This window comes from Paractinoplanes bogorensis (genome assembly GCF_018829635.1).
Taxonomy (GTDB): domain Bacteria; phylum Actinomycetota; class Actinomycetes; order Mycobacteriales; family Micromonosporaceae; genus Actinoplanes; species Actinoplanes bogorensis.
Genome location: NZ_JAHKKG010000012.1, coordinates 108,139 through 131,498 on the forward strand (window position 1 = coordinate 108,139; position 23,360 = coordinate 131,498).

37 protein-coding genes are annotated in these 23,360 nt (G+C 67.3%); 36 read left to right on the top strand and 1 reads right to left on the bottom strand.

Annotated elements, in window-relative coordinates:
- Window positions 1-7 precede the first annotated feature (7 nt).
- The 36 genes from fusA (at window position 8) to truA (ending at window position 22,436) form a co-directional block, all read left to right on the top strand.
- Entirely contained in the window at window positions 8-2,104 is a 2,097-nt protein-coding gene (gene fusA / locus KOI35_RS34505; RefSeq protein WP_215792892.1) for an elongation factor G, read from the top strand.
- Between the two features lie 119 nt (window positions 2,105-2,223).
- Complete coding sequence (gene tuf / locus KOI35_RS34510; RefSeq protein ID WP_215792893.1) at window positions 2,224-3,417, top strand: elongation factor Tu; 1,194 nt, start codon at window positions 2,224-2,226, stop codon at window positions 3,415-3,417.
- A gap of 331 nt (window positions 3,418-3,748) precedes the next feature.
- On the top strand, window positions 3,749-4,057 hold the full coding sequence (rpsJ, locus tag KOI35_RS34515) for a 30S ribosomal protein S10 (protein WP_007073037.1): 309 nt from the start codon (window positions 3,749-3,751) through the stop codon (window positions 4,055-4,057).
- A 13-nt stretch (window positions 4,058-4,070) separates the two neighbouring features.
- On the top strand, window positions 4,071-4,721 hold the full coding sequence (gene rplC / locus KOI35_RS34520; RefSeq protein WP_215792894.1) for a 50S ribosomal protein L3: 651 nt from the start codon (window positions 4,071-4,073) through the stop codon (window positions 4,719-4,721).
- Window positions 4,718-5,365, top strand: coding sequence for a 50S ribosomal protein L4 (gene rplD / locus KOI35_RS34525; RefSeq protein WP_215792895.1), 648 nt, complete (start codon window positions 4,718-4,720; stop codon window positions 5,363-5,365). The genes rplC and rplD overlap by 4 nt, the downstream gene beginning before the upstream one ends.
- On the top strand, window positions 5,362-5,664 hold the full coding sequence (gene rplW, locus KOI35_RS34530; protein WP_202993667.1) for a 50S ribosomal protein L23: 303 nt from the start codon (window positions 5,362-5,364) through the stop codon (window positions 5,662-5,664). The genes rplD and rplW overlap by 4 nt, the downstream gene beginning before the upstream one ends.
- A 12-nt stretch (window positions 5,665-5,676) precedes the next feature.
- Entirely contained in the window at window positions 5,677-6,516 is an 840-nt protein-coding gene (gene rplB, locus KOI35_RS34535; protein WP_215792896.1) for a 50S ribosomal protein L2, read from the top strand.
- Window positions 6,517-6,530: 14 nt separating this feature from the next.
- The gene (gene rpsS, locus KOI35_RS34540) at window positions 6,531-6,812 is read left to right on the top strand and encodes a 30S ribosomal protein S19 (RefSeq protein WP_014440726.1); all 282 of its coding nucleotides are present in this window, start codon (window positions 6,531-6,533) and stop codon (window positions 6,810-6,812) included.
- Window positions 6,813-6,844: 32 nt separating this feature from the next.
- Window positions 6,845-7,306, top strand: a complete 462-nt coding sequence (rplV, locus tag KOI35_RS34545) for a 50S ribosomal protein L22 (RefSeq protein WP_215792897.1) — start codon at window positions 6,845-6,847, stop codon at window positions 7,304-7,306.
- Window positions 7,306-8,151 carry a 30S ribosomal protein S3 gene (gene rpsC, locus KOI35_RS34550; protein ID WP_215792898.1) on the top strand — a complete coding sequence of 282 codons (846 nt, stop codon included), beginning with the start codon at window positions 7,306-7,308 and terminating at the stop codon, window positions 8,149-8,151. Before rplV ends, rpsC begins: the two co-directional genes overlap by 1 nt.
- Window positions 8,152-8,154: 3 nt before the next feature.
- Window positions 8,155-8,580 (top strand): 50S ribosomal protein L16, encoded by a 426-nt coding sequence (gene rplP, locus KOI35_RS34555; RefSeq protein ID WP_215792899.1) that lies wholly within the window; start codon window positions 8,155-8,157, stop codon window positions 8,578-8,580.
- On the top strand, window positions 8,580-8,813 hold the full coding sequence (rpmC, locus tag KOI35_RS34560) for a 50S ribosomal protein L29 (RefSeq protein WP_215792900.1): 234 nt from the start codon (window positions 8,580-8,582) through the stop codon (window positions 8,811-8,813). The genes rplP and rpmC overlap by 1 nt, the downstream gene beginning before the upstream one ends.
- Window positions 8,810-9,085 (top strand): 30S ribosomal protein S17, encoded by a 276-nt coding sequence (rpsQ, locus tag KOI35_RS34565; RefSeq protein WP_133873220.1) that lies wholly within the window; start codon window positions 8,810-8,812, stop codon window positions 9,083-9,085. The genes rpmC and rpsQ overlap by 4 nt, the downstream gene beginning before the upstream one ends.
- 93 nt (window positions 9,086-9,178) lie before the next feature.
- On the top strand, window positions 9,179-9,547 hold the full coding sequence (gene rplN / locus KOI35_RS34570) for a 50S ribosomal protein L14 (RefSeq protein WP_212823021.1): 369 nt from the start codon (window positions 9,179-9,181) through the stop codon (window positions 9,545-9,547).
- On the top strand, window positions 9,544-9,864 hold the full coding sequence (rplX, locus tag KOI35_RS34575; RefSeq protein WP_215793102.1) for a 50S ribosomal protein L24: 321 nt from the start codon (window positions 9,544-9,546) through the stop codon (window positions 9,862-9,864). Before rplN ends, rplX begins: the two co-directional genes overlap by 4 nt.
- On the top strand, window positions 9,864-10,433 hold the full coding sequence (rplE, locus tag KOI35_RS34580; protein WP_215792901.1) for a 50S ribosomal protein L5: 570 nt from the start codon (window positions 9,864-9,866) through the stop codon (window positions 10,431-10,433). Before rplX ends, rplE begins: the two co-directional genes overlap by 1 nt.
- A gap of 2 nt (window positions 10,434-10,435) precedes the next feature.
- Window positions 10,436-10,621, top strand: coding sequence for a type Z 30S ribosomal protein S14 (locus tag KOI35_RS34585; protein WP_014440734.1), 186 nt, complete (start codon window positions 10,436-10,438; stop codon window positions 10,619-10,621).
- Window positions 10,622-10,696: 75 nt separating this feature from the next.
- Entirely contained in the window at window positions 10,697-11,104 is a 408-nt protein-coding gene (gene rpsH / locus KOI35_RS34590) for a 30S ribosomal protein S8 (protein ID WP_133873217.1), read from the top strand.
- Window positions 11,105-11,121: 17 nt separating this feature from the next.
- A complete protein-coding gene (rplF, locus tag KOI35_RS34595) occupies window positions 11,122-11,661 on the top strand; it encodes a 50S ribosomal protein L6 (protein ID WP_215792902.1) in 540 nt (179 codons plus the stop codon).
- Window positions 11,658-12,053 (top strand): 50S ribosomal protein L18, encoded by a 396-nt coding sequence (rplR, locus tag KOI35_RS34600; protein ID WP_438870644.1) that lies wholly within the window; start codon window positions 11,658-11,660, stop codon window positions 12,051-12,053. Before rplF ends, rplR begins: the two co-directional genes overlap by 4 nt.
- Window positions 12,054-12,066: 13 nt before the next feature.
- The gene (rpsE, locus tag KOI35_RS34605; RefSeq protein ID WP_202993662.1) at window positions 12,067-12,690 is read left to right on the top strand and encodes a 30S ribosomal protein S5; all 624 of its coding nucleotides are present in this window, start codon (window positions 12,067-12,069) and stop codon (window positions 12,688-12,690) included.
- The gene (gene rpmD, locus KOI35_RS34610) at window positions 12,690-12,872 is read left to right on the top strand and encodes a 50S ribosomal protein L30 (protein ID WP_215792903.1); all 183 of its coding nucleotides are present in this window, start codon (window positions 12,690-12,692) and stop codon (window positions 12,870-12,872) included. The genes rpsE and rpmD overlap by 1 nt, the downstream gene beginning before the upstream one ends.
- Window positions 12,872-13,321 (top strand): 50S ribosomal protein L15, encoded by a 450-nt coding sequence (gene rplO, locus KOI35_RS34615; RefSeq protein WP_215792904.1) that lies wholly within the window; start codon window positions 12,872-12,874, stop codon window positions 13,319-13,321. The genes rpmD and rplO overlap by 1 nt, the downstream gene beginning before the upstream one ends.
- A gap of 242 nt (window positions 13,322-13,563) precedes the next feature.
- On the top strand, window positions 13,564-14,910 hold the full coding sequence (gene secY, locus KOI35_RS34620; protein WP_215793104.1) for a preprotein translocase subunit SecY: 1,347 nt from the start codon (window positions 13,564-13,566) through the stop codon (window positions 14,908-14,910).
- A gap of 74 nt (window positions 14,911-14,984) precedes the next feature.
- Entirely contained in the window at window positions 14,985-15,638 is a 654-nt protein-coding gene (locus KOI35_RS34625) for an adenylate kinase (RefSeq protein WP_215792905.1), read from the top strand.
- A gap of 1 nt (window position 15,639) precedes the next feature.
- Window positions 15,640-16,473, top strand: a complete 834-nt coding sequence (gene map, locus KOI35_RS34630) for a type I methionyl aminopeptidase (protein WP_215792906.1) — start codon at window positions 15,640-15,642, stop codon at window positions 16,471-16,473.
- A gap of 25 nt (window positions 16,474-16,498) precedes the next feature.
- The gene (locus KOI35_RS34635; protein WP_246614242.1) at window positions 16,499-16,939 is read left to right on the top strand and encodes a DUF1707 SHOCT-like domain-containing protein; all 441 of its coding nucleotides are present in this window, start codon (window positions 16,499-16,501) and stop codon (window positions 16,937-16,939) included.
- 39 nt (window positions 16,940-16,978) lie between these two features.
- On the top strand, window positions 16,979-17,602 hold the full coding sequence (locus KOI35_RS34640) for a DUF1707 SHOCT-like domain-containing protein (RefSeq protein WP_246614243.1): 624 nt from the start codon (window positions 16,979-16,981) through the stop codon (window positions 17,600-17,602).
- Window positions 17,603-17,843: 241 nt separating this feature from the next.
- A complete protein-coding gene (gene infA / locus KOI35_RS34645) occupies window positions 17,844-18,065 on the top strand; it encodes a translation initiation factor IF-1 (protein ID WP_018347787.1) in 222 nt (73 codons plus the stop codon).
- Between the two features lie 54 nt (window positions 18,066-18,119).
- Window positions 18,120-18,236, top strand: coding sequence for a 50S ribosomal protein L36 (rpmJ, locus tag KOI35_RS34650; RefSeq protein ID WP_015619018.1), 117 nt, complete (start codon window positions 18,120-18,122; stop codon window positions 18,234-18,236).
- Between the two features lie 151 nt (window positions 18,237-18,387).
- Window positions 18,388-18,768 (top strand): 30S ribosomal protein S13, encoded by a 381-nt coding sequence (gene rpsM / locus KOI35_RS34655; protein WP_215792907.1) that lies wholly within the window; start codon window positions 18,388-18,390, stop codon window positions 18,766-18,768.
- A 17-nt stretch (window positions 18,769-18,785) separates the two neighbouring features.
- Entirely contained in the window at window positions 18,786-19,193 is a 408-nt protein-coding gene (gene rpsK, locus KOI35_RS34660; protein WP_014440747.1) for a 30S ribosomal protein S11, read from the top strand.
- Window positions 19,194-19,206: 13 nt separating this feature from the next.
- Complete coding sequence (rpsD, locus tag KOI35_RS34665; protein WP_215792908.1) at window positions 19,207-19,833, top strand: 30S ribosomal protein S4; 627 nt, start codon at window positions 19,207-19,209, stop codon at window positions 19,831-19,833.
- A 93-nt stretch (window positions 19,834-19,926) separates the two neighbouring features.
- Complete coding sequence (locus KOI35_RS34670) at window positions 19,927-20,949, top strand: DNA-directed RNA polymerase subunit alpha (protein WP_097322755.1); 1,023 nt, start codon at window positions 19,927-19,929, stop codon at window positions 20,947-20,949.
- 39 nt (window positions 20,950-20,988) lie between these two features.
- Window positions 20,989-21,555: a 50S ribosomal protein L17 gene (rplQ, locus tag KOI35_RS34675; protein ID WP_215792909.1), complete on the top strand. Its 567-nt coding sequence runs from the start codon at window positions 20,989-20,991 to the stop codon at window positions 21,553-21,555.
- Between the two features lie 65 nt (window positions 21,556-21,620).
- Window positions 21,621-22,436, top strand: coding sequence for a tRNA pseudouridine(38-40) synthase TruA (gene truA / locus KOI35_RS34680; RefSeq protein ID WP_215792910.1), 816 nt, complete (start codon window positions 21,621-21,623; stop codon window positions 22,434-22,436).
- Here truA and KOI35_RS34685 read toward each other — a convergent pair.
- Window positions 22,433-23,293 carry a hypothetical protein gene (locus tag KOI35_RS34685; protein ID WP_215792911.1) on the bottom strand — a complete coding sequence of 287 codons (861 nt, stop codon included), beginning with the start codon at window positions 23,291-23,293 and terminating at the stop codon, window positions 22,433-22,435. The genes truA and KOI35_RS34685 overlap by 4 nt on opposite strands.
- Between the last annotated feature and the right edge of the window lie 67 nt (window positions 23,294-23,360).

Genomic DNA, 23,360 nt, shown 5'->3' on the forward strand with positions numbered 1-23,360 from the left:
GATTGAAGTGGCCGCCGCAGACGCGCTCGCCAACGTACGCAACATCGGCATCATGGCGCACATCGATGCCGGTAAGACCACGACTACTGAGCGAATCCTCTTCTACACCGGTATCACGTACAAGATCGGTGAAGTCCACGATGGCGCCGCCACCATGGACTGGATGGAGCAGGAGCAGGAGCGCGGTATCACGATCACTTCCGCCGCCACCAAGTGCGAGTGGAAGGGCCACACGATCCAGATCATCGACACGCCCGGCCACGTCGACTTCACGGTCGAGGTGGAGCGGTCGCTGCGTGTTCTGGACGGCGCGGTCGCGGTTTACGACGGCGTGGCCGGCGTGGAGCCGCAGACCGAGAACGTCTGGCGCCAGGCGGACAAGTACAACGTCCCCCGGATGTGCTTCGTCAACAAGCTCGACCGGACCGGCGCGGACTTCTTCCGCTGCGTGCAGATGATGATCGACCGGCTCAACGCCACCCCGCTGGTCCTGCAGATCCCGATCGGGCTCGAGGGCGACCACATCGGTGTCGTCGACCTGGTCGAGATGCGCGCGCTCACCTGGCGTGGTGAGACCCAGAAGGGTGAGGACTACGCCGTCGAGGAGATCCCGGCCGACCTGGTCGACTCCGCGAACGAGTGGCGCGAGAAGCTGATCGAGACGCTGGCCGACGTCGACGACGAGGTCATGCTGAAGTACCTCGAGGGCGAAGAGGTCTCGCTGGAAGAGGTCAAGGCCGCCATCCGGCGCGCGACGATCGCCAGCAAGGCCAACCCGGTGCTGTGCGGCTCGGCGTTCAAGAACAAGGGCGTTCAGCCCATGCTCGACGCCGTGGTCGACTACCTGCCGTCGCCGCTGGACATCCCGGCCATCGAGGGCACCGCGACCGACGGTGAGACCCCGATCCTGCGTAAGCCGTCGAACTCCGAGCCGTTCTCCGGCCTGGCGTTCAAGATTCAGACGGACAAGCACCTCGGCAAGCTGACCTACGTCCGGGTCTACTCCGGCACGCTCGACTCCGGCTCCCAGGTGGTCAACTCCACCAAGGACCGCAAGGAGCGGATCGGCAAGATCTACCAGATGCACGCGAACAAGCGTGAAGAGCGTCCGTCGGCGCAGGCCGGCGACATCATCGCCGTGCAGGGTCTCAAGCAGACCACCACCGGCGACACGCTCAGCGACCCGGCCAACCCGGTCATCCTGGAGTCGATGACCTTCCCGGAGCCGGTCATCCAGGTCGCCATCGAGCCCAAGACCAAGTCGGACCAGGAGAAGCTGGGCACCGCGATCCAGCGTCTGGCCGAGGAGGACCCGACCTTCCGCGTCTTCAACGACGAGGAGACCGGGCAGACCATCATCGCCGGTATGGGCGAGCTTCACCTCGACATCCTCGTCGACCGCATGCGGCGCGAGTTCAACGTCGAGGCGAACATCGGTAAGCCGCAGGTCGCGTACCGCGAGACCATCCGCGGCACGGTGGAGAAGTACACGTACGTCCACAAGAAGCAGACCGGTGGCTCGGGCCAGTACGCGAAGGTCGTCATCACGCTCGAGCCGCTGTCGCTCGAGGCCGACGGCCCGACGTACGAGTTCGTCAACGCCGTGACCGGTGGCCGCATCCCCCGGGAGTTCATCCCGTCGGTGGACGCGGGTGCGCAGGACTCGCTGCAGTACGGCGTCCTCGCGGGCTACCCGCTGGTCGGCGTGAAGTTCACCCTGGTTGACGGCCAGTACCACGAGGTCGACTCGTCGGAAATGGCCTTCAAGATCGCCGGCGCGATGGTGATGAAGGAAGCGGCCCGCAAGGCCGACCCCGCGCTGCTCGAGCCGATGATGTCCGTCGAGGTGACCACCCCCGAGGACAACATGGGCGACGTGATCGGCGACCTCAACTCGCGGCGTGGCATCATCCAGTCGATGGAGGAGCGCTCCGGCGCCCGAGTCGTCAAGGCGCTGGTGCCGCTGTCCGAGATGTTCGGCTACGTCGGCGACCTTCGGTCGAAGACGGCCGGCCGGGCGAGCTACAGCATGCAGTTCGACTCCTACGCCGAGGTCCCGCAGGGCGTCGCGAAGGAGATCATCGCGAAGGCCACCGGCGCCTGATGCGTTGAGGCGTGTGCGGTCCGTCGAGGGCCGCACACGCACGAGCAGTCGACAGAGTCCCCATCGCCTTATCGGGCGTGCCGGGAAAAAGCAATTCCACAGTCCACAGGAGGACACCAGTGGCGAAGGCGAAGTTCGAGCGGACTAAGCCGCACGTCAACATCGGCACCATTGGTCACATCGACCACGGTAAGACGACGCTGACTGCGGCCATCACGAAGGTCCTGCACGACGAATACCCGGACCTGAACCCGTACACCCCGTTCGACGAGATCGACAAGGCGCCTGAAGAGAAGGCCCGTGGTATCACGATCTCGATCGCGCACGTCGAGTACCAGACCGCGGCGCGTCACTACGCGCACGTGGACTGCCCCGGCCACGCTGACTACATCAAGAACATGATCACCGGTGCCGCGCAGATGGACGGCGCGATCCTGGTGGTTGCCGCGACCGACGGCCCGATGCCGCAGACCAAGGAGCACGTGCTCCTGGCCCGCCAGGTCGGCGTTCCGTACATCGTCGTCGCCCTGAACAAGAGCGACATGGTGGACGACGAGGAGCTGCTCGAGCTCGTCGAGCTCGAGGTCCGCGAGCTGCTCAGCACCTACGAGTTCCCGGGCGACGACCTGCCGGTCGTGCGTGTCTCGGCGCTCAAGGCGCTCGAGGGCGACAAGGAGTGGACCGCCAAGCTCCTCGAGCTGATGAACGCGGTCGACACCGCGATCCCGCAGCCCGAGCGTGAGACCGAGAAGCCGTTCCTCATGCCCATCGAGGACGTCTTCACGATCACCGGTCGTGGCACCGTGGTCACGGGTCGCGCCGAGCGCGGCATCCTCAAGCCGAACGAGGAGGTCGAGATCGTCGGCATCCGCGAGAAGTCGACGAAGACCGTCTGCACCGGCATCGAGATGTTCCGCAAGCTGCTCGACGAGGCCCGCGCGGGCGAGAACGTCGGTCTGCTGCTCCGCGGCATCAAGCGCGAGGACGTCGAGCGCGGCATGGTCGTCGTGAAGCCGGGCTCGAGCACCCCGCACACGGAGTTCGAGGGCCAGGTCTACATCCTCTCGAAGGAAGAGGGCGGCCGGCACACCCCGTTCTTCCAGAACTACCGCCCGCAGTTCTACTTCCGCACCACGGACGTCACCGGCGTCGTCACGCTGCCCGAGGGCACCGAGATGGTCATGCCGGGCGACTCCACCAGCATGTCGGTCAAGCTGATCCAGCCGATCGCCATGGAGCAGGGCCTGAAGTTCGCGATCCGTGAGGGTGGCCGCACCGTCGGCGCCGGCACGGTCACGAAGATCAACGTCTGAGCAGGTCGGTAGCCCCGATTAGCATTGTCGGCTTAGATCCGGCATACTAGTCAGGTTGCGTCCGAGCGGGGTGGTCAGCTGCCTTGTGCAGCTGGCCACCCTCGCCGGGTGTCTGGGTGTGTTTACGAGCCGCCCTTTTCGGGTCTGATTCCGGGCCCGAGACACCTCAAGATCCCCGCGATCTAGAGTGCTGCCCTGCGCAGCTTTCTGAGACTCAGCGCGACACGCCCGACCGCGGGGGTCGGACAACGCAGGATCAACGGTCCTGCGGGCATGCGAAGGCCGCCGCTTTCGCACGTAGCGGCATCGAGAGAAGGAAACAGAAGCCACCATGGCGGGACAGAAGATCCGCATCCGGCTCAAGGCCTATGACCACGAGGTCGTGGACTCCTCGGCGCGGAAGATCGTCGAGACGGTGACGCGTACCGGGGCCCAGGTTGCTGGCCCGGTGCCGCTGCCCACGGAAATCAACCGTTTCTGCGTCATCCGCTCGCCGCACAAGTACAAGGACTCGCGCGAGCACTTCGAGATGCGCACGCACAAGCGGCTGATCGACATCATCGACCCGACGCCCAAGACGGTCGACTCGCTCATGCGCCTCGACCTGCCGGCTGGCGTCGACATCGAGATCAAGCTGTAGGGATCTGCGACTGATGGACAGGCAAGTAAAGGGGATCCTGGGCGCCAAGCTCGGCATGACCCAGGTCTGGGACAACAACAAGGTTGTCCCGGTGACCGTGGTGCAGGCCGGCCCTTGTGTCGTGACCCAGGTCCGGACAAACGAGAAGGACGGCTACTCGGCCGTCCAGTTGGCCTTCGGTGCCATCGACCCGCGCAAGGTGAACAAGCCCGAGGGCGGTCACTTCGCGAAGGCGGGCGTTTCGCCGCGTCGGCACGTCGTCGAGCTCCGTACCGTCGACGCCGGTGAGTACGAGCTCGGCCAGGAGATCACCGTGGACTCGTTCCCGGTGGGCGCGCCGATCGACGTCACCGGCAAGACCCGCGGTAAGGGCTACGCCGGTGTCATGAAGCGGCACGGCTTCCACGGCCTCAAGGCCAGCCACGGTGTCGAGCGCAAGCACCGCTCGCCCGGCTCGATCGGCGCCTGCGCGACCCCCGGTCGCGTCTTCAAGGGCGTCCGGATGGCCGGTCGCATGGGTAGCCAGCGCTTCACCGTGCAGAACCTGACGGTGCAGGCGGTCGACGCCGAGAACAACCTGATCCTGGTCAAGGGCGCTGTGCCCGGACCCAAGGGTGCTCTCGTGCTGGTTCGTACCGCGGCCAAGAAGGGCGGTGCCAAGTGAGCTCGGTCGACGTGATGAACGTTGAGGGCAACAAGGCCGGCTCGGTGGAGCTGCCGGACTCGATCTTCGACGTCCAGGCCAACATCCCGCTGATGCACCAGGTCGTCGTGGCTCAGCTCGCCGCCGCCCGTCAGGGCACGGCCAAGGCCAAGACCCGCGGTGAGGTCGCCGGTGGCGGCAAGAAGCCGTACAAGCAGAAGGGCACCGGCCGCGCCCGTCAGGGCTCGATCCGCGCTCCTCAGTTCACCGGCGGTGGCGTCGTGCACGGTCCCGTGCCGCGCGACTACAGCCAGCGGACGCCCAAGAAGATGAAGGCCGCCGCTCTGCGGGGCGCCCTCTCGGACCGGGCCCGCGACGGCCGCGTCCACGTGGTCGAGGCGTTCGTCAGCGGCGACAAGCCGTCGACCAAGGCCGCGATCGCGACGCTGCGCAAGGCCACCGAGTCCACCAAGGTCCTGGTCGTGCTGAGCAGCACCGACGAGCTGAACTGGGTGTCGCTGCGCAACGAGACGACCGTGCACCTGCTCGAGGCCGGCCAGCTCAACACGTACGACGTGCTGGTCGCCGACGAGGTCGTCTTCACCAAGGAGGCCCTGGACGAGTTCCTGGGCACCCCGGCGACCGCCGAGGAGGAGAACAAGTGAGCACGATCGCCGACCCGCGCGACATCATCTTCAAGCCGGTCGTGTCGGAGAAGAGCTACAGCGTTCTCGACCAGAACTGGTACACGTTCCTCGTGCACCCGGACGCGAACAAGACCGAGATCAAGATCGCGATCCAGCAGATCTTCAACGTCCGCGTGCTGACGGTGAACACCGCGAACCGCGAGGGCAAGCGCAAGCGCACCCGCACCGGCTTCGGTCAGCGTAAAGCGACCAAGCGCGCGATGGTCAAGCTGGCTGACGGTGACCGCATCGAGGCCTTCGGCGGCCCGGTCAGCTAAGGGGTTTGAACAATGGCTATCCGTAAGTACAAGCCGACCACGCCGGGCCGTCGCGGCTCCAGCGTCGCCGACTTCGCCGAGCTGACCCGGTCCACCCCGGAGAAGTCTCTGCTGGTTCCGCTGCCCAAGAAGGGTGGTCGCAACGTCCACGGCCGCATCACCACGCGGCACCAGGGCGGCGGCCACAAGCGGCAGTACCGGCTGATCGACTTCAAGCGGGTCGACAAGGACGGCGTGCCGGCCAAGGTCGCTCACATCGAGTACGACCCGAACCGCACGTCGCGCATCGCGCTGCTGCACTACGCCGACGGCGAGAAGCGCTACATCCTCGCGCCGAAGGACCTGAAGCAGGGCGACCGCGTCGAGTCCGGTCCGGGCGCGGACATCAAGCCGGGGAACAACCTGCCCCTGCGCAACATCCCGGTCGGTACGACGATCCACGGTGTGGAGCTTCGTCCCGGCGGTGGCGCCAAGCTGGCCCGTTCGGCCGGTGTCGGTATCCAGCTGCTCGGTCGTGAGGGCGCGTACGCCACGCTGCGTATGCCCTCCGGCGAGATCCGGCGGGTCGACATCCGTTGCCGCGCGACGGTCGGCGAGATCGGCAATGCCGAACAGTCGAACATCAACTGGGGCAAGGCCGGCCGCATGCGCTGGAAGGGCAAGCGCCCGACCGTCCGCGGTGTCGCCATGAACCCGATCGACCACCCGCACGGTGGTGGTGAGGGTAAGACCTCCGGTGGTCGCCACCCGGTCAACCCGGGTGGTAAGCCCGAGGGCCGTACCCGCCGCAAGGGCCAGGAGAGCGACAAGCTGATCGTTCGCCGCCGCTACGCCACCCGCAAGCGCGGGTAACGGGAGTTTAGAAGATGCCACGCAGCCTGAAGAAGGGCCCGTTCGTCGACGACCACCTGATCAAGAAGGTGGAAGTCCAGAACGAGAAGAACTCGAAAAACGTCATCAAGACCTGGTCGCGGCGCTCGACGATCATCCCCGACATGCTCGGGCACACGATCGCCGTGCACGACGGGCGCAAGCACGTCCCGGTGTTCATCACCGAGGCCATGGTCGGTCACAAGCTCGGCGAGTTCGCTCTGACCCGCACGTTCAAGGGTCACGAGAAGGACGACCGCAAGAGCCGTCGGCGCTAGTCGGACCACGGATAAGAAAGGGGTTTACAGCGATGCCAGCAAAGAATGACGCTCCGGCTCTGCCGGGCAGTCGCGCGGTTGCGAAGCACGTCCGCATCTCGCCGAACAAGGCTCGCCGTGTGATCAACCTCGTCCGCGGTCTGCCCGCGAAGGAGGCTCTCACGGTCCTGCAGTTCGCGCCGCAGGCCGCGAGCGAGCAGGTCTACAAGGTGCTCGCGAGCGCTATCGCGAACGCGGAGAACAACGAGCGGCTCGACCCGGACGCGCTCCTGGTCAGCGAGGCGTTCGTGGACGAGGGTCCGACGCTCAAGCGGTTCCGGCCGCGGGCGCAGGGCCGGGCGTACCGGATCCGCAAGCGCACCTGCCACATCACGATCGCCGTCGAGGCGGTCCAGGTCGCCCGGCCGGCGAAGAAGGCCGCCGCGGCGAAGAAGGCGGCTCCGGCCAAGAAGGCCGCGCCCGCCGAGCCCCAGACGACGGAGGAGTCCGAGTAATGGGCCAGAAAGTTCACCCCACCGGATTCCGCCTCGGTATCTCCACCGACTGGAAGAGCCGCTGGTTCGCGGACAAGCTCTACAAGGACTACATCGGCGAGGACGTCAAGATCCGCCGGATGATGTCCAAGGGCCTCGAGCGCGCCGGCATCTCCAAGGTGGACATCGAGCGGACCCGCGACCGGGTCCGGGTCGACATCCACACCGCCCGGCCGGGCATTGTCATCGGCCGTAAGGGTGCGGAGGCGGACCGGATCCGCGGCGAGCTCGAGAAGCTCACCGGTAAGCAGGTCCAGCTCAACATCCTCGAGGTGAAGAGCCCGGAGTCGGACGCTCAGCTGGTGGCGCAGGGCGTCGCCGAGCAGCTGTCCTCCCGGGTCAGCTTCCGCCGGGCGATGCGCAAGGCCATGCAGTCGGCCATGAAGAACCCGATCTGCAAGGGCATCCGGGTGCAGGTCTCCGGTCGCCTCGGCGGCGCGGAGATGAGCCGCACGGAGTTCTACCGTGAGGGTCGCGTCCCGCTGCACACGCTGCGCGCCAATATCGAGTACGGCTTCTTCGAGGCCCGTACGACGTTCGGCCGCATCGGCGTGAAGGTGTGGATCTACAAGGGCGACGCCGTGCCCGGCCGCGAGGCCGTGCAGGAGGCGCCCGCGCGTCCGCGCCGTGACCGTGGTGACCGCCCCGAGCGTCCGCGCCGTGGCCGTTCCGGCTCGTCCGGCACGACCGCGGGTGGCACCGAGGCCGGCCGTGCGGCTCAGCAGGCTGCGGCCGCCGAGTCGACCGCGCCGCAGAACGACAGCGCCGCTGCTCCGGCCGCGGCCGAAACGCAGCAGGAGGGCTGACCCATGCTGATGCCGCGTAAGCCCCCGAACGGCTTCCGTAAGCCGCACCACCCGGACCGCCACGGCGCGTCCAAGGGCGGCAACCGGGTCGTCTTCGGCGAGTTCGGTATCCAGGCGCTCGAGCCCGCGTACGTGACCAACCGGCAGATCGAGTCGGCCCGTATCGCGATGACCCGTCACATCAAGCGTGGCGGCAAGGTCTGGATCTCGATCTTCCCGGACAAGGCGCTGACCAAGAAGCCGGCCGAAACCCGCATGGGTTCCGGTAAGGGTTCGCCCGAGTGGTGGGTCGCGAACGTCAAGCCGGGACGCATCCTCTTCGAGATGTCGTTCCCGAACGAGGCGATCGCGCGCGAGGCGATGCGCCGCGCGATCCACAAGCTCCCGATGAAGTGCCGCATCGTGACACGCGAAGTGGGTGAAAGCTGATGGCAGCGGGCGTTAAGGCAGCCGAGCTGCGCGAACTGACCGGGGACGACCTGGTCGCGCGGCTGCGGGAGGCCAAGGCGGAGCTGTTCAACCTTCGCGTGCAGGGTGCGACCGGTCAGCTCGACAACCACCGTCGGCTGCAGGTTGTCCGTAAGGACATCGCGAAGATCTACACGATCATGCGTGAACGTGAGCTCGGGCTCTCGGTTGCGCCGGACGAGGTGACAGCATGAGTGACGAGAGCACGGCCACGGTCCGCGCGAACCGCAAGGTCCGCGAGGGTCTCGTGGTCAGCGACAAGATGGACAAGACCGTCGTCGTCGAGGTCGAGGACCGTGTCAAGCACGCCCTCTACGGCAAGGTTCTGCGGCGCACCCGCAAGCTCAAGGTGCACGACGAGCAGAACGCGTGCGGCGTCGGCGACCGGGTTCTGCTCATGGAGACCCGTCCGCTGTCGGCCACCAAGCGGTGGCGTGTCGTGGAGATCCTCGAAAAGGCCAAGTGAGTGCGCGGGGCCGGCCGCGGTCGGCCCCGCCACCATCGTTCCGCCAAGCTTCGCCGCAGGTCAGCGAAGAACTGGCAGACATAGGAGACAGACGTGATTCAGCAGGAGTCGCGACTGCGCGTCGCTGACAACACGGGTGCCCGGGAGATTCTGTGCATCCGCGTGCTCGGCGGCTCCGGTCGCCGTTATGCGGGCATCGGCGACGTCATCGTGGCCACGGTCAAGGACGCCATCCCCGGCGCCGGTGTGAAGAAGGGTGACGTCGTCAAGGCGGTCATCGTTCGCACGGCCAAGGAGCGGCGTCGCCCGGACGGCTCGTACATCCGCTTCGACGAGAACGCCGCCGTCATCATCAAGGACGGCGGGGACCCCCGCGGTACCCGCATCTTCGGCCCGGTCGGGCGCGAGCTGCGCGACAAGCGGTTCATGAAGATCATCAGCCTGGCGCCGGAGGTGCTCTGACCGTGAAGATTCGCAAGGGCGACACGGTCGTCGTCATCGCCGGCAAGGACAAGGGTGCCAAGGGCAAGGTCATCGCGGCCTTCCCGCGGCAGGACAAGCTCCTGGTCGAGGGCGTCAACCGAGTCAAGAAGCACGAACGCATCCGTACCACCCAGCGTGGTTCGAAGACCGGTGGCATCGTGACCCAGGAAGCCCCGATCCACATCTCGAATGTGCAGATCGTGGACGACCAGGGCAAGCCGACGCGCATCGGTTACAAGGTCGACGAGAACGGCAACAAGGTCCGTATCGCGCGTACGACCGGTAAGGAACTCTGATGACTGCCGCTACCGAGACCAAGACGCTGCCCCGTCTCAAGCTCAAGTACCGCAACGAGGTAGTTGCCGGCTTGAAGGAGCAGTACAGCTACGGCAACCCCATGCAGATCCCCGGCCTGGTCAAGGTCGTCGTGAACATGGGTGTCGGTGAGGCCGCGCGGGACGCCAAGCTGATCGACGGCGCCGTGCGTGACCTGACCACCATCACCGGCCAGAAGCCGCTGGTGCGGCGGGCGACCAAGTCGATCGCGCAGTTCAAGCTGCGCGAGGGCATGCCGATCGGCGCGAAGGTGACCCTTCGTGGCGACCGGATGTGGGAGTTCCTGGACCGGCTGCTGTCGATCGCGCTGCCGCGTATCCGTGACTTCCGCGGCCTCGACGGTCGCAAGCTCGACGGCCACGGCAACTACACGTTCGGTCTGACCGAGCAGTCGGTGTTCCACGAGATCGACCAGGACCGGATCGATCGCACCCGGGGCATGGACATCACGGTGGTCACGACCGCCAAGACCGACGACGAGGGCCGGGCGCTGCTCAAGCTCCTGGGCTTCCCGTTCAAGGAGAACTGAGCATGGCTAAGAAGGCGCTGATCATCAAGGCGGCCGCGAAGCCGAAGTTCGCCGTGCGTGCGTACACCCGCTGCCAGAAGTGCGGTCGCCCGCACTCGGTCTACCGCAAGTTCGGCCTGTGCCGCGTTTGCGTGCGGGACATGGCCCACCGTGGTGAGCTGCCCGGCGTCTCGAAGGCTTCCTGGTAACCCTTTAAGCAACACCGCTTCGCCGTAGGCCTGCCCCACGGTGGGAACCCCGGCGAGAAAGGTTGACGAACACCCATGACGATGACGGACCCGATCGCAGACATGCTGACGCGTCTGCGTAACGCCAACCAGGCGTACCACGACAAGGTGACCATGCCCTTCTCGAAGATCAAGGCGAACATCGCCGAGGTCCTCAAGGCCGAGGGTTACATCGCCTCCTGGACGGCTGAGGAGCCCGAGGAAGGCGCTGTCGGCAAGCGTCTGGTCGTTGAGCTCAAGTACGGCCAGAACCGCGAGCGCAGCCTCGCCGGCATCAAGCGCGTTTCCAAGCCCGGCCTCCGGGTGTACGCCAAGTCCGACGAGCTCCCCAGGGTGCTCGGTGGCCTGGGCGTCGCGATCATTTCGACGTCCCAGGGACTGCTGACCGACCGGCAGGCCCGCAAGCGGAGCGTTGGCGGGGAAGTCCTCGCCTTCGTCTGGTAACTGGAGACTGAGAAACCATGTCGCGAATCGGACGTAAGTCGATCCCGGTCCCGGCCGGCGTCGATGTCACCATCACCGGCCAGACCGTCAAGGTCAAAGGCCCCAAGGGCGAGCTCTCGCACACCGTCTCGGAGCCGATCACGGTCGAGCAAGAGGGTGCCGAGCTGCACGTCAACCGCCCCAACGACGAGCGCAAGGCCAAGGAACTCCACGGCCTCTCCCGTACCCTGGTCGCCAACATGATCGTCGGCGTCACCGAGGGGTACAAGAAGACCCTGGAGATCAACGGCACCGGTTACCGGGTCACGGCCAAGGGCAAGGACCTCGAGTTCGCCCTCGGCTTCTCGCACCCGGTCAACATCGTGCCGCCGGCCGGTATCACGTTCTCGGTCGAGAAGCCGACCCAGTTCACGGTCGCGGGCATCGACAAGCAGCTGGTCGGCGAGGTCGCCGCCAACATCCGGAAGATCCGCCCGCCGGAGCCCTACAAGGGCAAGGGCGTCAAGTACCAGGGCGAGGTCATCCGCCGTAAGGCCGGAAAGGCAGGTAAGAAGTGACCGCCACGCTGCTCAAGCGCCGCAACGGCGCGGGTGCCGCTGCCAAGCGGGCTGTCGGAAAGGCGCGTCGGCACTTCCGGGTCCGTCGGAACCTCCGCGGTACCGCCGAGCGTCCCCGCCTGGTCGTCACGCGTTCTTCGCGGCACATCACCGCGCAGATCATCGACGACCTCAAGGGCCACACGCTGGCCTCGGCCTCGACCCTCGACGCCTCCCTGCGGGGCACCGAGGGCGACAAGAGCGCTCTGGCCGGCAAGGTCGGTGCTCTGCTCGCCGACCGGGCCAAGGCCGCGGGCGTGTCCAAGGTCGTCTTCGACCGCGGTGGCAACAAGTACGCGGGGCGGATCGCCTCGCTTGCGGATGCCGCTCGCGAAGCCGGACTCGAGTTCTAGGAGGAATTGACCAATGCCTGGTCAGCAGCGCCGAGGCGGCGGGTCCGGCGGTAACACCGAGGGTGGCAACCGCCGGGACAACCGCCGTGAGGGCGGCCGCGGTAACGCGCCCGTCGACAAGACCCCGCATCTCGAGCGGGTCGTCGCGATCAACCGTGTCGCCAAGGTCGTCAAGGGTGGTCGTCGCTTCAGCTTCACCGCTCTGGTGATCGTGGGCGACGGCGACGGCACCGTCGGCATCGGCTACGGAAAGGCCAAGGAGGTGCCCGCGGCCATCGCCAAGGGCGTCGAGGAGGCCAAGAAGCACTTCTTCAAGGTTCCGCGGATCGGCGCCACGATCCCGCACCCGATCACCGGTGAAGCCGCCGCGGGTGTCGTGCTCCTCAAGCCGGCGTCGGCTGGTACCGGTGTTATCGCCGGTGGCCCGGTGCGCGCCGTGCTCGAGTGCGCGGGTATCCACGACATCCTGTCGAAGAGCCTCGGCTCGTCGAACCCGATCAACATCGTGCACGCGACTGTGGCCGCTCTGAAGGGCCTCGAGTCGCCGGAGCAGGTCGCGTCGCGTCGTGGCCTCCCGGTCGAGGACGTGGCGCCCGCAGCGATGCTGGCGGCGCGTGCGGAAGCGGCGGTGCACTGATGGCCCGTTTGAAGGTCACCCAGATCCGGTCCGAGATCGGCCGCAAGCAGAACCAGCGGGACTCCCTGCGGTCGCTCGGCCTGAAGCGGATCAACGATGTGGTGGTCAAGGAGGACCGTCCCGAGATTCGGGGCATGATCTTCGCCGTGAACCACCTCGTAGACGTTGAGGAGGTCGAGTAATGGCGATCAAGGTCCACCACCTGCGCCCGGCGCCCGGCGCCAAGACCGCGAAGACCCGTGTCGGTCGCGGTGAGGGCTCCAAGGGCAAGACCGCCGGCCGTGGTACCAAGGGCACCGGCGCTCGGAAGAACACCCCGGCGGCGTTCGAGGGTGGGCAGATGCCCATCCACATGCGTCTGCCGAAGATCAAGGGGCTCAAGAACCGGCCCCGCAACAAGGTCGTCTTCCAGGTCGTCAACCTGGACCGCCTGGCCGAGCTGTTCCCGAACGGCGGCCAGGTCGGACCGGACGAGCTGTTCGAGGCCGGCGCGGTTCGCAAGAACCAGCCGGTGAAGGTCCTCGGCTCCGGTGAGCTGGGCGGCGTGACGCTGACCATCAGCGCGCACGCGTTCAGTGAGTCGGCCAAGGAGAAGATCGCTGCTGCTGGTGGTTCGACCACCGAGCTGTGAGGCTTGTGGGGGTGTCTGCCCGGGCGTTGCCAAACGCGTCGCTCGGGCAGCATCCCCTTTGTGGCGTCTGACCTGGCATTTCCTCGGCCGGTCAAATGCCTACGCGCGGTGACGGCTACCGTGACACACCGCGCTCCGGCAAGACTGTTAGAGTCCGTTCCCAGCTAGGGATATCGGTCGTCCGGACCGATGCCTTCCCCCATCCGCCGTTTTCGGCGGTAACCTCGCGCAGGAGGAAGAAGTTGCTCTCCGCCTTTACCAGTGCGTTCCGGACGCCTGACCTGCGCAAGAAACTGCTGTTCACGGTTTTCATCATTGCGCTGTACCGGCTTGGCGCCACCTTGCCCAGCCCAGGTGTCTCCTACACCAACGTGCAGCGATGCATTGACATCGTGAACTCTTCAGACTCCGGCAGTGGCGTGCTCAACCTGCTGAACCTGTTCTCAGGTGGCGCGCTGCTCCAGCTGTCGGTGTTCGCGCTGGGCATCATGCCGTACATCACGGCATCCATCATCCTGCAGCTGCTGACCGTGGTCATTCCCCGCCTCGAGCAGCTTCGCAAGGAGGGCCAGTCCGGCCAAGCGAAGATCACGCAGTACACGCGTTACCTCACGCTCGGCCTCGCCGTCCTGCAGTCCTCGGCGTTCGTCGCCCTGGCGCGGACCGGCCAGCTCTTCGGCAACGCCTGCGACCAGAACAACGCCACCCTGCAGATCATCCCGGAGAACACCGGGCTGCCGATGTGGCTGACCCTCTCGGTCCTGGTGCTGACCATGACCGCCGGCACCGGCATGGTGATGTGGCTCGGCGAGCTCATCACCGACCGCGGCGTCGGCAACGGCATGTCCGTCCTGATCTTCACCTCGATCGCCGCCCGCCTCCCCGGCGAGGGCTGGTCGATCAAGGAGTCGAGCGGCGTCGGCAAGTTCGTTCTGGTCATCGTCCTGGTGCTGGTCATCATTGGTCTGGTCGTCTTCATCGAGCAGGCGCAGCGGCGCATCCCCGTGCAGTACGCCAAGCGCATGATCGGCCGCCGGATGTACGGCGGCACGTCCACCTACATCCCGCTCAAGGTCAACCAGGCGGGTGTCGTCCCGGTCATCTTCGCGTCGTCGCTGCTGTACCTGCCGCAGCTGTACCTGCAGTTCTTCGACCCGAACAACCTCAAGGGCTACCAGATCTGGATCCAGCGCTGGCTGGCCGACCCCACGAGCGAGCTGTACATCGGGGTCTACTTCCTCCTGATCATCTTCTTCACGTACTTCTACGTCTCGATCACGTTCAACCCGACCGAGGTCGCGGACAACATGAAGAAGTACGGTGGTTTCGTGCCGGGTATCCGCCCGGGCAAGCCGACCGCCGACTACCTGGACTTCATCCTCAGCCGGATCACGCTGCCGGGTGCGCTGTACCTTGGTCTGATCTCGGTCCTGCCGAACTTCTTCTTCATCTGGCTGAACCAGCAGCAGTACCAGAACTTCCCGTTCGGCGGTACCGCGGTGCTGATCATGGTGGGTGTGGGTCTGGAGACGGTGAAGCAGATCGAGAGCCAGCTGATGCAGCGCAACTACGAAGGGTTCCTCCGGTAGTGGGGACGCGGGGCCGGGGGGCTCTTGCGTCAGCGGTAAGCGTGGCTCGTTCTCACCGAAGCGAGGCGATGTAGGTGCGGCTGGTACTGGTGGGCCCTCCGGGGGCCGGCAAGGGGACCCAGGCTGAGTTCATCGCTGCCCATCTGGCCGTACCTAAGATCTCGACCGGTGACATCTTCCGGGCCAACGTCTCCCAGGGCACGCCCCTGGGTCTGGAAGCCAAGCGGTACATGGACGCCGGCAACCTCGTGCCGGACGAGGTGACCATCAACATGGTTCGCGATCGTCTGGCCGAGCCCGACGCCGGTGACGGCTTCCTGCTCGACGGTTTCCCGCGCACCGTGCCCCAGGCCTCGGCCCTGGACAAGCTCCTGGCCGACCTGGGCACGGCGCTCGACCTGGTGATGGAGCTCGTGGTCGACGACGACGAGGTCATCCGGCGGCTCTCGGGCCGCCGGACCTGCCGCGGTTGCGGCAAGATCTGGCACGTCGAGTTCGACCCGACGACCAAGGAGAACATCTGCGACCGCTGTGGGTCGGAGCTGTTCCAGCGGGACGACGACAAGGCCGAGACGATCGCCAACCGCCTGGTGGAATACACCGACAAGACGGCGCCGCTGGTCGACTTCTACGGCGCTCAGAACAAGCTGGTGGGGATCGACGCGACCGGACCGGTCGAGGACGTAACGGTGCGCGCCATCGACGCCCTGCGGTCCTACGGGGGCTGACGTGCGCCGCCAGCAGCTGGATATTCAGCTGAAGACGCCCGAGCAGATCGAGAAGATGCGCGGCGCCGGCCTGGTGGTCGCCGCCGCGCTCGACGCGATGCGGGATGCGGTGGCCCCCGGCGTCTCGACCGGTGACCTCGACGCGATCGCCGAGAAGGTCATCCGCGACGCGGGGGCGGTCCCGTCGTTCAAGGGCTACCACGGCTTCCCGGCGTCGATCTGCGCGTCGGTCAACGAGCAGGTGGTCCACGGCATCCCGAGCACCGAGCAGGTGCTCAGCGAGGGCGACCTGATCTCGCTGGACTGCGGCGCGATCCTGGACGGCTGGCACGGCGACTCGGCGATCACCGTCGGCGTCGGCCCGACCGACCCCGCTCTGCTCAAGATGGCCGAGGTGGCCGAGGACGCCATGTGGGCCGGGATCGCGGCTGCGGCGCGCGGTGCGGCCAACGGCCGGGGCCGGCTCACCGATATCTCGTTCAACGTCGAAAAGGCGATCCGTAAGGCGGGCCGCTACGGCATCGTCGACGGCTACGGCGGGCACGGCATCGGCACCGAGATGCACCAGGACCCGCACGTGCTCAACCACGGCAAGCCGGGCAAGGGCCCGCGCCTCGAGCCCGGCCTGTGCCTGGCGATCGAACCGATGATCACGCTCGGCTCGCCCCGGACGGCCGAGCTGTCCGACGGCTGGACCGTGGTGACCCGCGACAACTCGATCGCGGCCCACGTCGAGCACACGATGTGCCTGCTCGACGACGGGGTCTGGGTGACGACCGCGGTCGACGGCGGCCGGGCCCGGCTGGGCGATCTGGTCACCGCACGCCAGCCCTGACTACCGATGGGTGATTCTCTCGGGCATGCTGGGACGCATGGGCCGGGAAGAGATGCGAGCGGGCGACGGTGACCGCAAGGCCGTCGCCGAACAGTTGAAGTCAGCGCTCGACGAGGGTCGTCTCGACCTGCACGAGTACGACGAACGCCTGCAGCGGACGTATGCCGCCAAGACCTTCGGCGACCTCGACGGGCTGCTCGACGACCTGCCCGGCACGGTGCCCGTGCAGCACTCCCAGGTCCAGCCCGCCGCCGCGCCACCACCTCCGGCCGCCGCGGCCGGCCCCGCCGCCGTCCGCCGGCCGCCCTGGGTGGGTGGCTACGGGGGCGTCGTGGTCGTCTGCGTGCTGATCTGGCTCTTCACCATGCTGGCCTCCGGTCATTGGATCTACCCGTGGCCCGTCTGGATGCTGATCCCCCTGGTCCTGGGCTTCTTCGGGCAGCGCTTCGGCGGGCGCGGGCGCTGAGCCGGCCCGTACTGGATGAGGGCTGTCACGATGGAGAACATGGGCCGGGAGCAGATGAGGGCCGCCGACGAGGATCGTCGCCAGGTCGCCGAACAGCTGCAGGCCGCCCTGACCGAGGGCCGGCTTGACCTCACCGAGTACGACCAGCGCGTCCAGGAGGCCTACTCGGCCAAGACGTACGCCGATCTCGACCGGCTGCTGACCGACCTGCCCAACGCGGCCCCGCTGGTGCCGGCCACCCCGGCCCCGGCCCCGGTGGCAGTCGAGGACAACGCCACCCGGGCCTGGCTCGGGCACGTCTGGGGCACGTGGGCCCGGATGGCCGCCTTCTTCACGCTGATCTGGGGCATCGCCTCGATCGCGAGCGGCGAGCCACTCTTCTACTGGCCGGTCTGGGTGATCGGGCCGTACGGCGTGGTCCTGGTGTTCCAGACCATCGACGGCCTGGCCCACGGCAAGCCCCGTCGCTATGCCGAGGAGTCCGAGCACCGGCGCCGGTTGCGGACGCACAAGCAGGAGCGCAAGGAACTCTACCGGCGGGCCATCGCGGCCGGGGAGCTGTCGGCCAATCCGTCCAAGGAGCAGCGCAAGGCGTTCATCGCCGAGGCGATCTCGCGGGGCGATCTGGCGCCGAAGCCCCGGCGACCGGACACGCAAGGGTGAAATAATGTTTCTTGTCCGTTTTTAGCGGGGGCGACACACCCGACTCCAGGTCAGGGCGACCTCGGTTTGGCGTGGCCCGTGCGGCGCGCGTACACTGGCTAGCTGGCGCGCAGCGTCCACTCCCGCATGTCTTCAGCGCTTCGAAGGCGGCGGGTGCCGCGGCTGGTCTGAGTTCCCACAAGGTGCTCGGGTTGAACGCTGCATTGCCAGCCCCGAACCCCAATGTCAGGTAGCGGAGGACATGCCTAAGAAAGACGGAGCCATCGAGATCGAGGGCCGCGTGATCGAGCCCCTGCCGAACGCTATGTTCCGCGTTGAGCTCGCCAATGGTCACAGAGTCCTTGCACACATCTCCGGCAAGATGCGGCAGCACTACATCCGCATCCTTCCCGAGGACAGAGTCGTCGTCGAGCTCTCGCCGTACGACCTCACCCGTGGGCGAATCGTCTACCGCTACAAGTAACGGATACGGGTGCGGGGAGATTAGTTCCCGTCCGACTGAGAGTTAAGGCAAACCGTGAAGGTCAAGCCGAGCGTCAAGCGGATCTGCAACAACTGCCGGGTCATCCGGCGGCACGGCCGCGTCATGGTCATCTGCAAGACCGACGCGCGCCACAAGCAGCGCCAGGGCTGAGTCCCCGGTACAGCTGCCAGATCCGGCAAGCGAAAAAGCTCGTCCCAGCCACGTGAGTGGCTTTCCCCCGGCGCGGAGGCCGGGGCCCGTCCGGGCAGACGGGATGGGAGGGGCACAGACCTCCGAACGATTCTGAGGAGTACGCCCACTTATGGCACGACTCGTCGGCGTCGATCTTCCCCGCGAGAAGCGGATGGAGATCGCGCTCACCTATGTCTACGGGATCGGTCGCACCCGTGCCGTCGAGGCACTGACCGCCACCGCGATTGACCTGAACAAGCGCGCCAAGGACCTCACGGACGAGGAGCTGGTTCAGCTCCGCGACTACATCGAGGGCAATTTCAAGGTTGAGGGTGACCTGCGCCGCGAGGTCGCCGCGGACATTCGCCGCAAGGTCGAGATCGGCTGCTACGCCGGCATCCGTCACCGCCGGGGTCTCCCCGTGCGGGGTCAGCGCACCCGGACCAACGCGCGTACGCGCAAGGGTCCGAAGCGCACGGTCGCTGGTAAGAAGAAGCCGGGTCGGAAGTAATAGGAGCGCACTGACTTATGCCACCGAAGGCACGCGCAGGGGCCGCAGTCAAGAAGGTCCGGCGCAAGGAACGCAAGAACGTCGCCCACGGGCAGGCGCACATCAAGAGCACCTTCAACAACACCATCGTGTCGATCACCGACCCGACCGGTGCGGTCATCTCCTGGGCCTCGTCCGGCCAGGTGGGCTTCAAGGGCTCGCGCAAGTCGACCCCGTTCGCCGCGCAGCTGGCCGCCGAGGCCGCCGCGCGCCGGGCGATGGAGCACGGCATGCGCAAGGTCGACGTGTTCGTCAAGGGTCCCGGCTCCGGCCGTGAGACCGCGATCCGTTCGCTTCAGGCCGCCGGCCTCGAGGTCGGGCAGATCAGCGACGTCACGCCCCAGCCGCACAACGGCTGCCGTCCGCCGAAGCGCCGCCGGGTCTGAGAGAGAGATAGAGATGGCTCGTTACACAGGTGCGGACTGCAAGCGCTGCCGCCGCGAAAAGATGAAGCTGTTCCTCAAGGGCAGCAAGTGCGACGGGCCGAAGTGCCCGTTCGAGTCGCGTCCCTTCCCGCCCGGCCAGCACGGCCGGGGCCGGACCAAGGAGACCGAGTACCTGCTCCAGCACCGCGAGAAGCAGAAGGCCCGCCGCGTCTACGGCGTGCTCGAGAAGCAGTTCCGCGGTTACTACGAGGAGGCTGTCACCAAGCCCGGCAAGACCGGTGAGGTGCTGCTGCAGATCCTCGAGTCGCGTCTCGACAACGTCGTGTACCGCGCTGGGCTCGCCCAGTCCCGGGACATGGCCCGGCAGCTGGTCAAGCACGGCCACTTCCTGGTCAACGGCGTGAAGGTCGACATCCCGTCGTACCGCGTCAAGGAGCACGACATCGTGACCACGCGGGAGAAGTCGAAGGAGATGACCCCCTTCGTCGTCGCCCAGGCTCAGGCCGGCCAGCGGGCCGTGCCGGCGTGGCTCGAGCCGATCCCGAGCGAGATGAAGGTTCTCGTTCACTCGCTCCCGGCCCGCGGTGTCATCGACACCCAGGTCCAGGAGCAGCTGATCGTCGAGCTCTACTCCAAGTAGCGCTCTGCCCGGTGCCGGCCGTCATGGCCGGCGCCGGGCTGCATCATCGGACGGCCATCAAATAGTGGGTGGCCTGACAGAAAGAAGAAACGCGTGCTCATCAGCCAGCGGCCGACCCTCTCCGAGGAGTCGATCAGCGAGACCCGCTCCCGGTTCACCATCGAGCCTCTGGAGCCGGGCTTCGGTTACACCCTCGGCAACTCGCTGCGGCGGACTCTGCTGTCGTCCATCCCGGGCGCGGCGGTCACCAGCATCAAGATCGACGGCGTCCTGCACGAGTTCACCACGATCCCCGGTGTCAAGGAGGACGTGGTCGAGCTGGTCATGAACGTCAAGGAGCTCACCGTCAGCTCCGAGCACGACGAGCCGGTCAGCATGTACCTGCGCAAGCAGGGCCCCGGCGACGTCACCGCCGGCGACATCCAGCCCCCGGCCGGTGTCTCCGTGCACAACCCCGACCTCAAGCTGGCCACGCTGAACAGCAAGGGCCGGCTCGACATGGAGCTCACCGTCGAGCGGGGCCGTGGCTACGTCACGGCGGCGCAGAACAAGAGCGCCGGCGCCGAGATCGGCCGCATCCCGGTCGACTCGATCTACTCGCCGGTCATGAAGGTGACCTACCGCGTCGAGGCGACCCGTGTCGAGCAGCGCACCGACTTCGACCGCCTGATCATCGACGTCGAGTCCAAGGCGTCCATCTCGCCGCGTACCGCGCTGGCCTCGGCCGGCTCGACCCTGGTCGAGCTGTTCGGCCTGTGCCGGGAACTGGACGAGACCGCCGAGGGCATCGACATCGGCCCGTCGCCGCAGGACGCGCAGCTCGCGGCCGACCTGGCGCTGCCGATCGAGGAGCTGGACCTGACCGTCCGGTCGTACAACTGTCTCAAGCGTGAGGGCATCAACAGCGTTGGTGAACTCATCGGGCGGACGGAGGCCGACCTTCTGGATATAAGGAATTTCGGTCAGAAGAGCATCGACGAGGTCAAGATGAAGCTCGCCGGAATGGGGCTGGGCCTCAAGGACAGCGCGCCGTCCTTCGACCCCGCGCACGTCGTGGACTCGTTCGGCGACGTGGATTACGACACCGACGACTACCGCGAGACCGAGCAGCTCTAAGCAGCCCCCCGGCCCCGCCTTTTACAAGGAGCATTTGGAATGCCCACGCCCACCAAGGGAGCCCGCCTCGGCGGCAGCCCGGCGCACGAGAAGCTCATCCTGGCCAACCTGGCCACCGAGCTTTTCCGGCACGGGAAGATCAAGACCACCGAGGCCAAGGCGCGCCGGCTGCGCCCCCTGGCTGAGCAGCTCATCACCAAGGCGAAGCGTGGCGACCTGCACAACCGTCGCCGCGTGCTGGCCACGGTGAAGGACAAGGACGTCGTGTACGCCCTGTTCGAGCAGATCGCTCCGCGTTACGGCAACCGGCCGGGTGGCTACACCCGCATCACCAAGACCGGCCCGCGCAAGGGTGACGCCGCTCCCATGGCCGTCATCGAGCTGGTCGAGGAGCTGCAGGTCGCGGCGACCACCGCCCCGGCCAAGAAGGCGGCCCGCAAGGCCACCGCGCAGCAGGACAAGGTCGAGGCTCTGGCCCGCGAGGACGAGGCGCCCGCCGCCGCCGACTCGAACGCCACCGCCTCCGACACGGTCGCCGACCAGGACGCCGAGCCGCCGGTGAGCGCCTCCGGCGACAAGGCCGAGGGCGACGACGCCAAGGCCTGAGTGCCACGTAAGAGGCCCGGCACCCCGATGGGGTGCCGGGTTTCTTCATGTCAGGGAGCTGCGGGATGACGGAAACGATCCGCCTGAGACTCGACGTCTCGTACGACGGTGCCGACTTCTCCGGGTGGGCGGTCCAGCCCGGACGCCGGACGGTGGCGGGCGTGCTGGTGGAGGCGCTCGGGCGGCTGGTCGGGGTGGACACTCCGCTCGGGCTGACGGTCGCCGGGCGTACGGACGCCGGGGTGCACGCCACGGGTCAGGTGTGCCATATCGATCTGCCCGTGGATGCGTACGGGGAAATCGGATCCTCTTTGCTCCGGAGGCTGGCCGCGCTGATGCCGCCGGACGCGCGGGTGCGGGCGATCACGCAGGTGCCGGCGACTTTCGACGCGCGGTTCTCGGCCACCTTCCGGCGCTACGAATACCGGGTGGCCGACACGATGTGGGGGCCCGAGCCACTGCGTCGCCACGACACGATCGGCTGGGTGCGGCCGCTCGACCTGGGCCGGCTCGACGTCGCCTCGGCCGGGCTGACCGGGGAGCACGACTACGCCGCGTACTGCAAGCGCAAGGAACACGCGACCACGGTGCGGGCGATCACCCGGCTCGACTGGCGACGCGACCCGGACGGCGTGGTCGTGGCTACCGTGCAGGCCGACGCGTTCTGCCAGTCGATGGTGCGCAGCCTGGTCGGGGCGCTGCTGGCGGTGGGGGACGGGCGGCGGGACCCGGGCTGGCCGTCGACGTTGCTCACGCGTACGGAACGCTCCAGTGAGGTCACTGTGGCCCCGGCGCACGGGCTCACGCTGATCGCGGTCGGCTACCCGGACGAGGATTCGTACGCCGCGCGGGCCGAGGCGACAAGGCGCCTCAGGGCTTAGAGAAGGGCGCCGGGCGGCTGTGGGGGAGCCGCCCGGCGGCCCAGGACCGACGCGCCGAGGTAGTCGTCCACGATCTCGGCGGTGATCCTCTTCGCGTACGGGTCGTCGTCGGGCACCAACGCACCGTCGGGCCGGGTGATCACGCAGTAGAGCAGGAAGTTTCCCCGTACGTGCCACCCGACCGACCCCGTAGCCGGGTCACCGCCGTGGCCTTCGGGAAGCGTGGAGAACCCGCCCGTCCCACCGACCACCAGCCCGCGTACGAGGTCGTCGACCTGCGCCGCCCCGGCCGCGTCGGACAGCGTGAACAGCCCGGCGGTGACCCGATAGCGGTCGTAGGGCGAGGTCAGCCCGGCCCGGACGACCTCGCGGCACCCGTGCCCGGCCAGCACCGCCCCCAGTTCGCCGGTGGCAGCGTCGCGGCAGTCCTGGGAGAAGTGCCGCACGTCGATCCGATAGGTCCCCGTGGCACCTGTCGGTCGCAGTACGTCACTTTCCGGGAAGACCTCGGCCAGCCCCGGCGCCTCCGTCGGGGCCACCGAGTCGGGCGCGGCCGGGGCCAGCGACTCCTCGGGGCGCCGGTCGGCCGCCATCACCAGAAAGCCGATCATCAGGGCCAGACCGAGGATGATGACCCCGGCCAGGCCCTGGGTGAGCCACTGCGCGGCCCGCTGCGGCTCGACGGTGATCGCCGGAACCGGAGCCGCACGCCGTCGGCCCGGAGGTTTCCGTTGCCGCGGCAGGGGTGGCGCCGGCGGCGGCCGATGCTGTCCGCCCGATCCGATGCCGCGGACCAGGAGGAGGGCGCCTTCGGTGGTCGCGCGGTGGGCTGCTCGAGTAGGGGTGCCGAACCGCATGGCGACCACGCTAGAAGCGGACCGTGATCAATGAACGCACATGGTGTGCGGCACCCCCGTGCGCGCT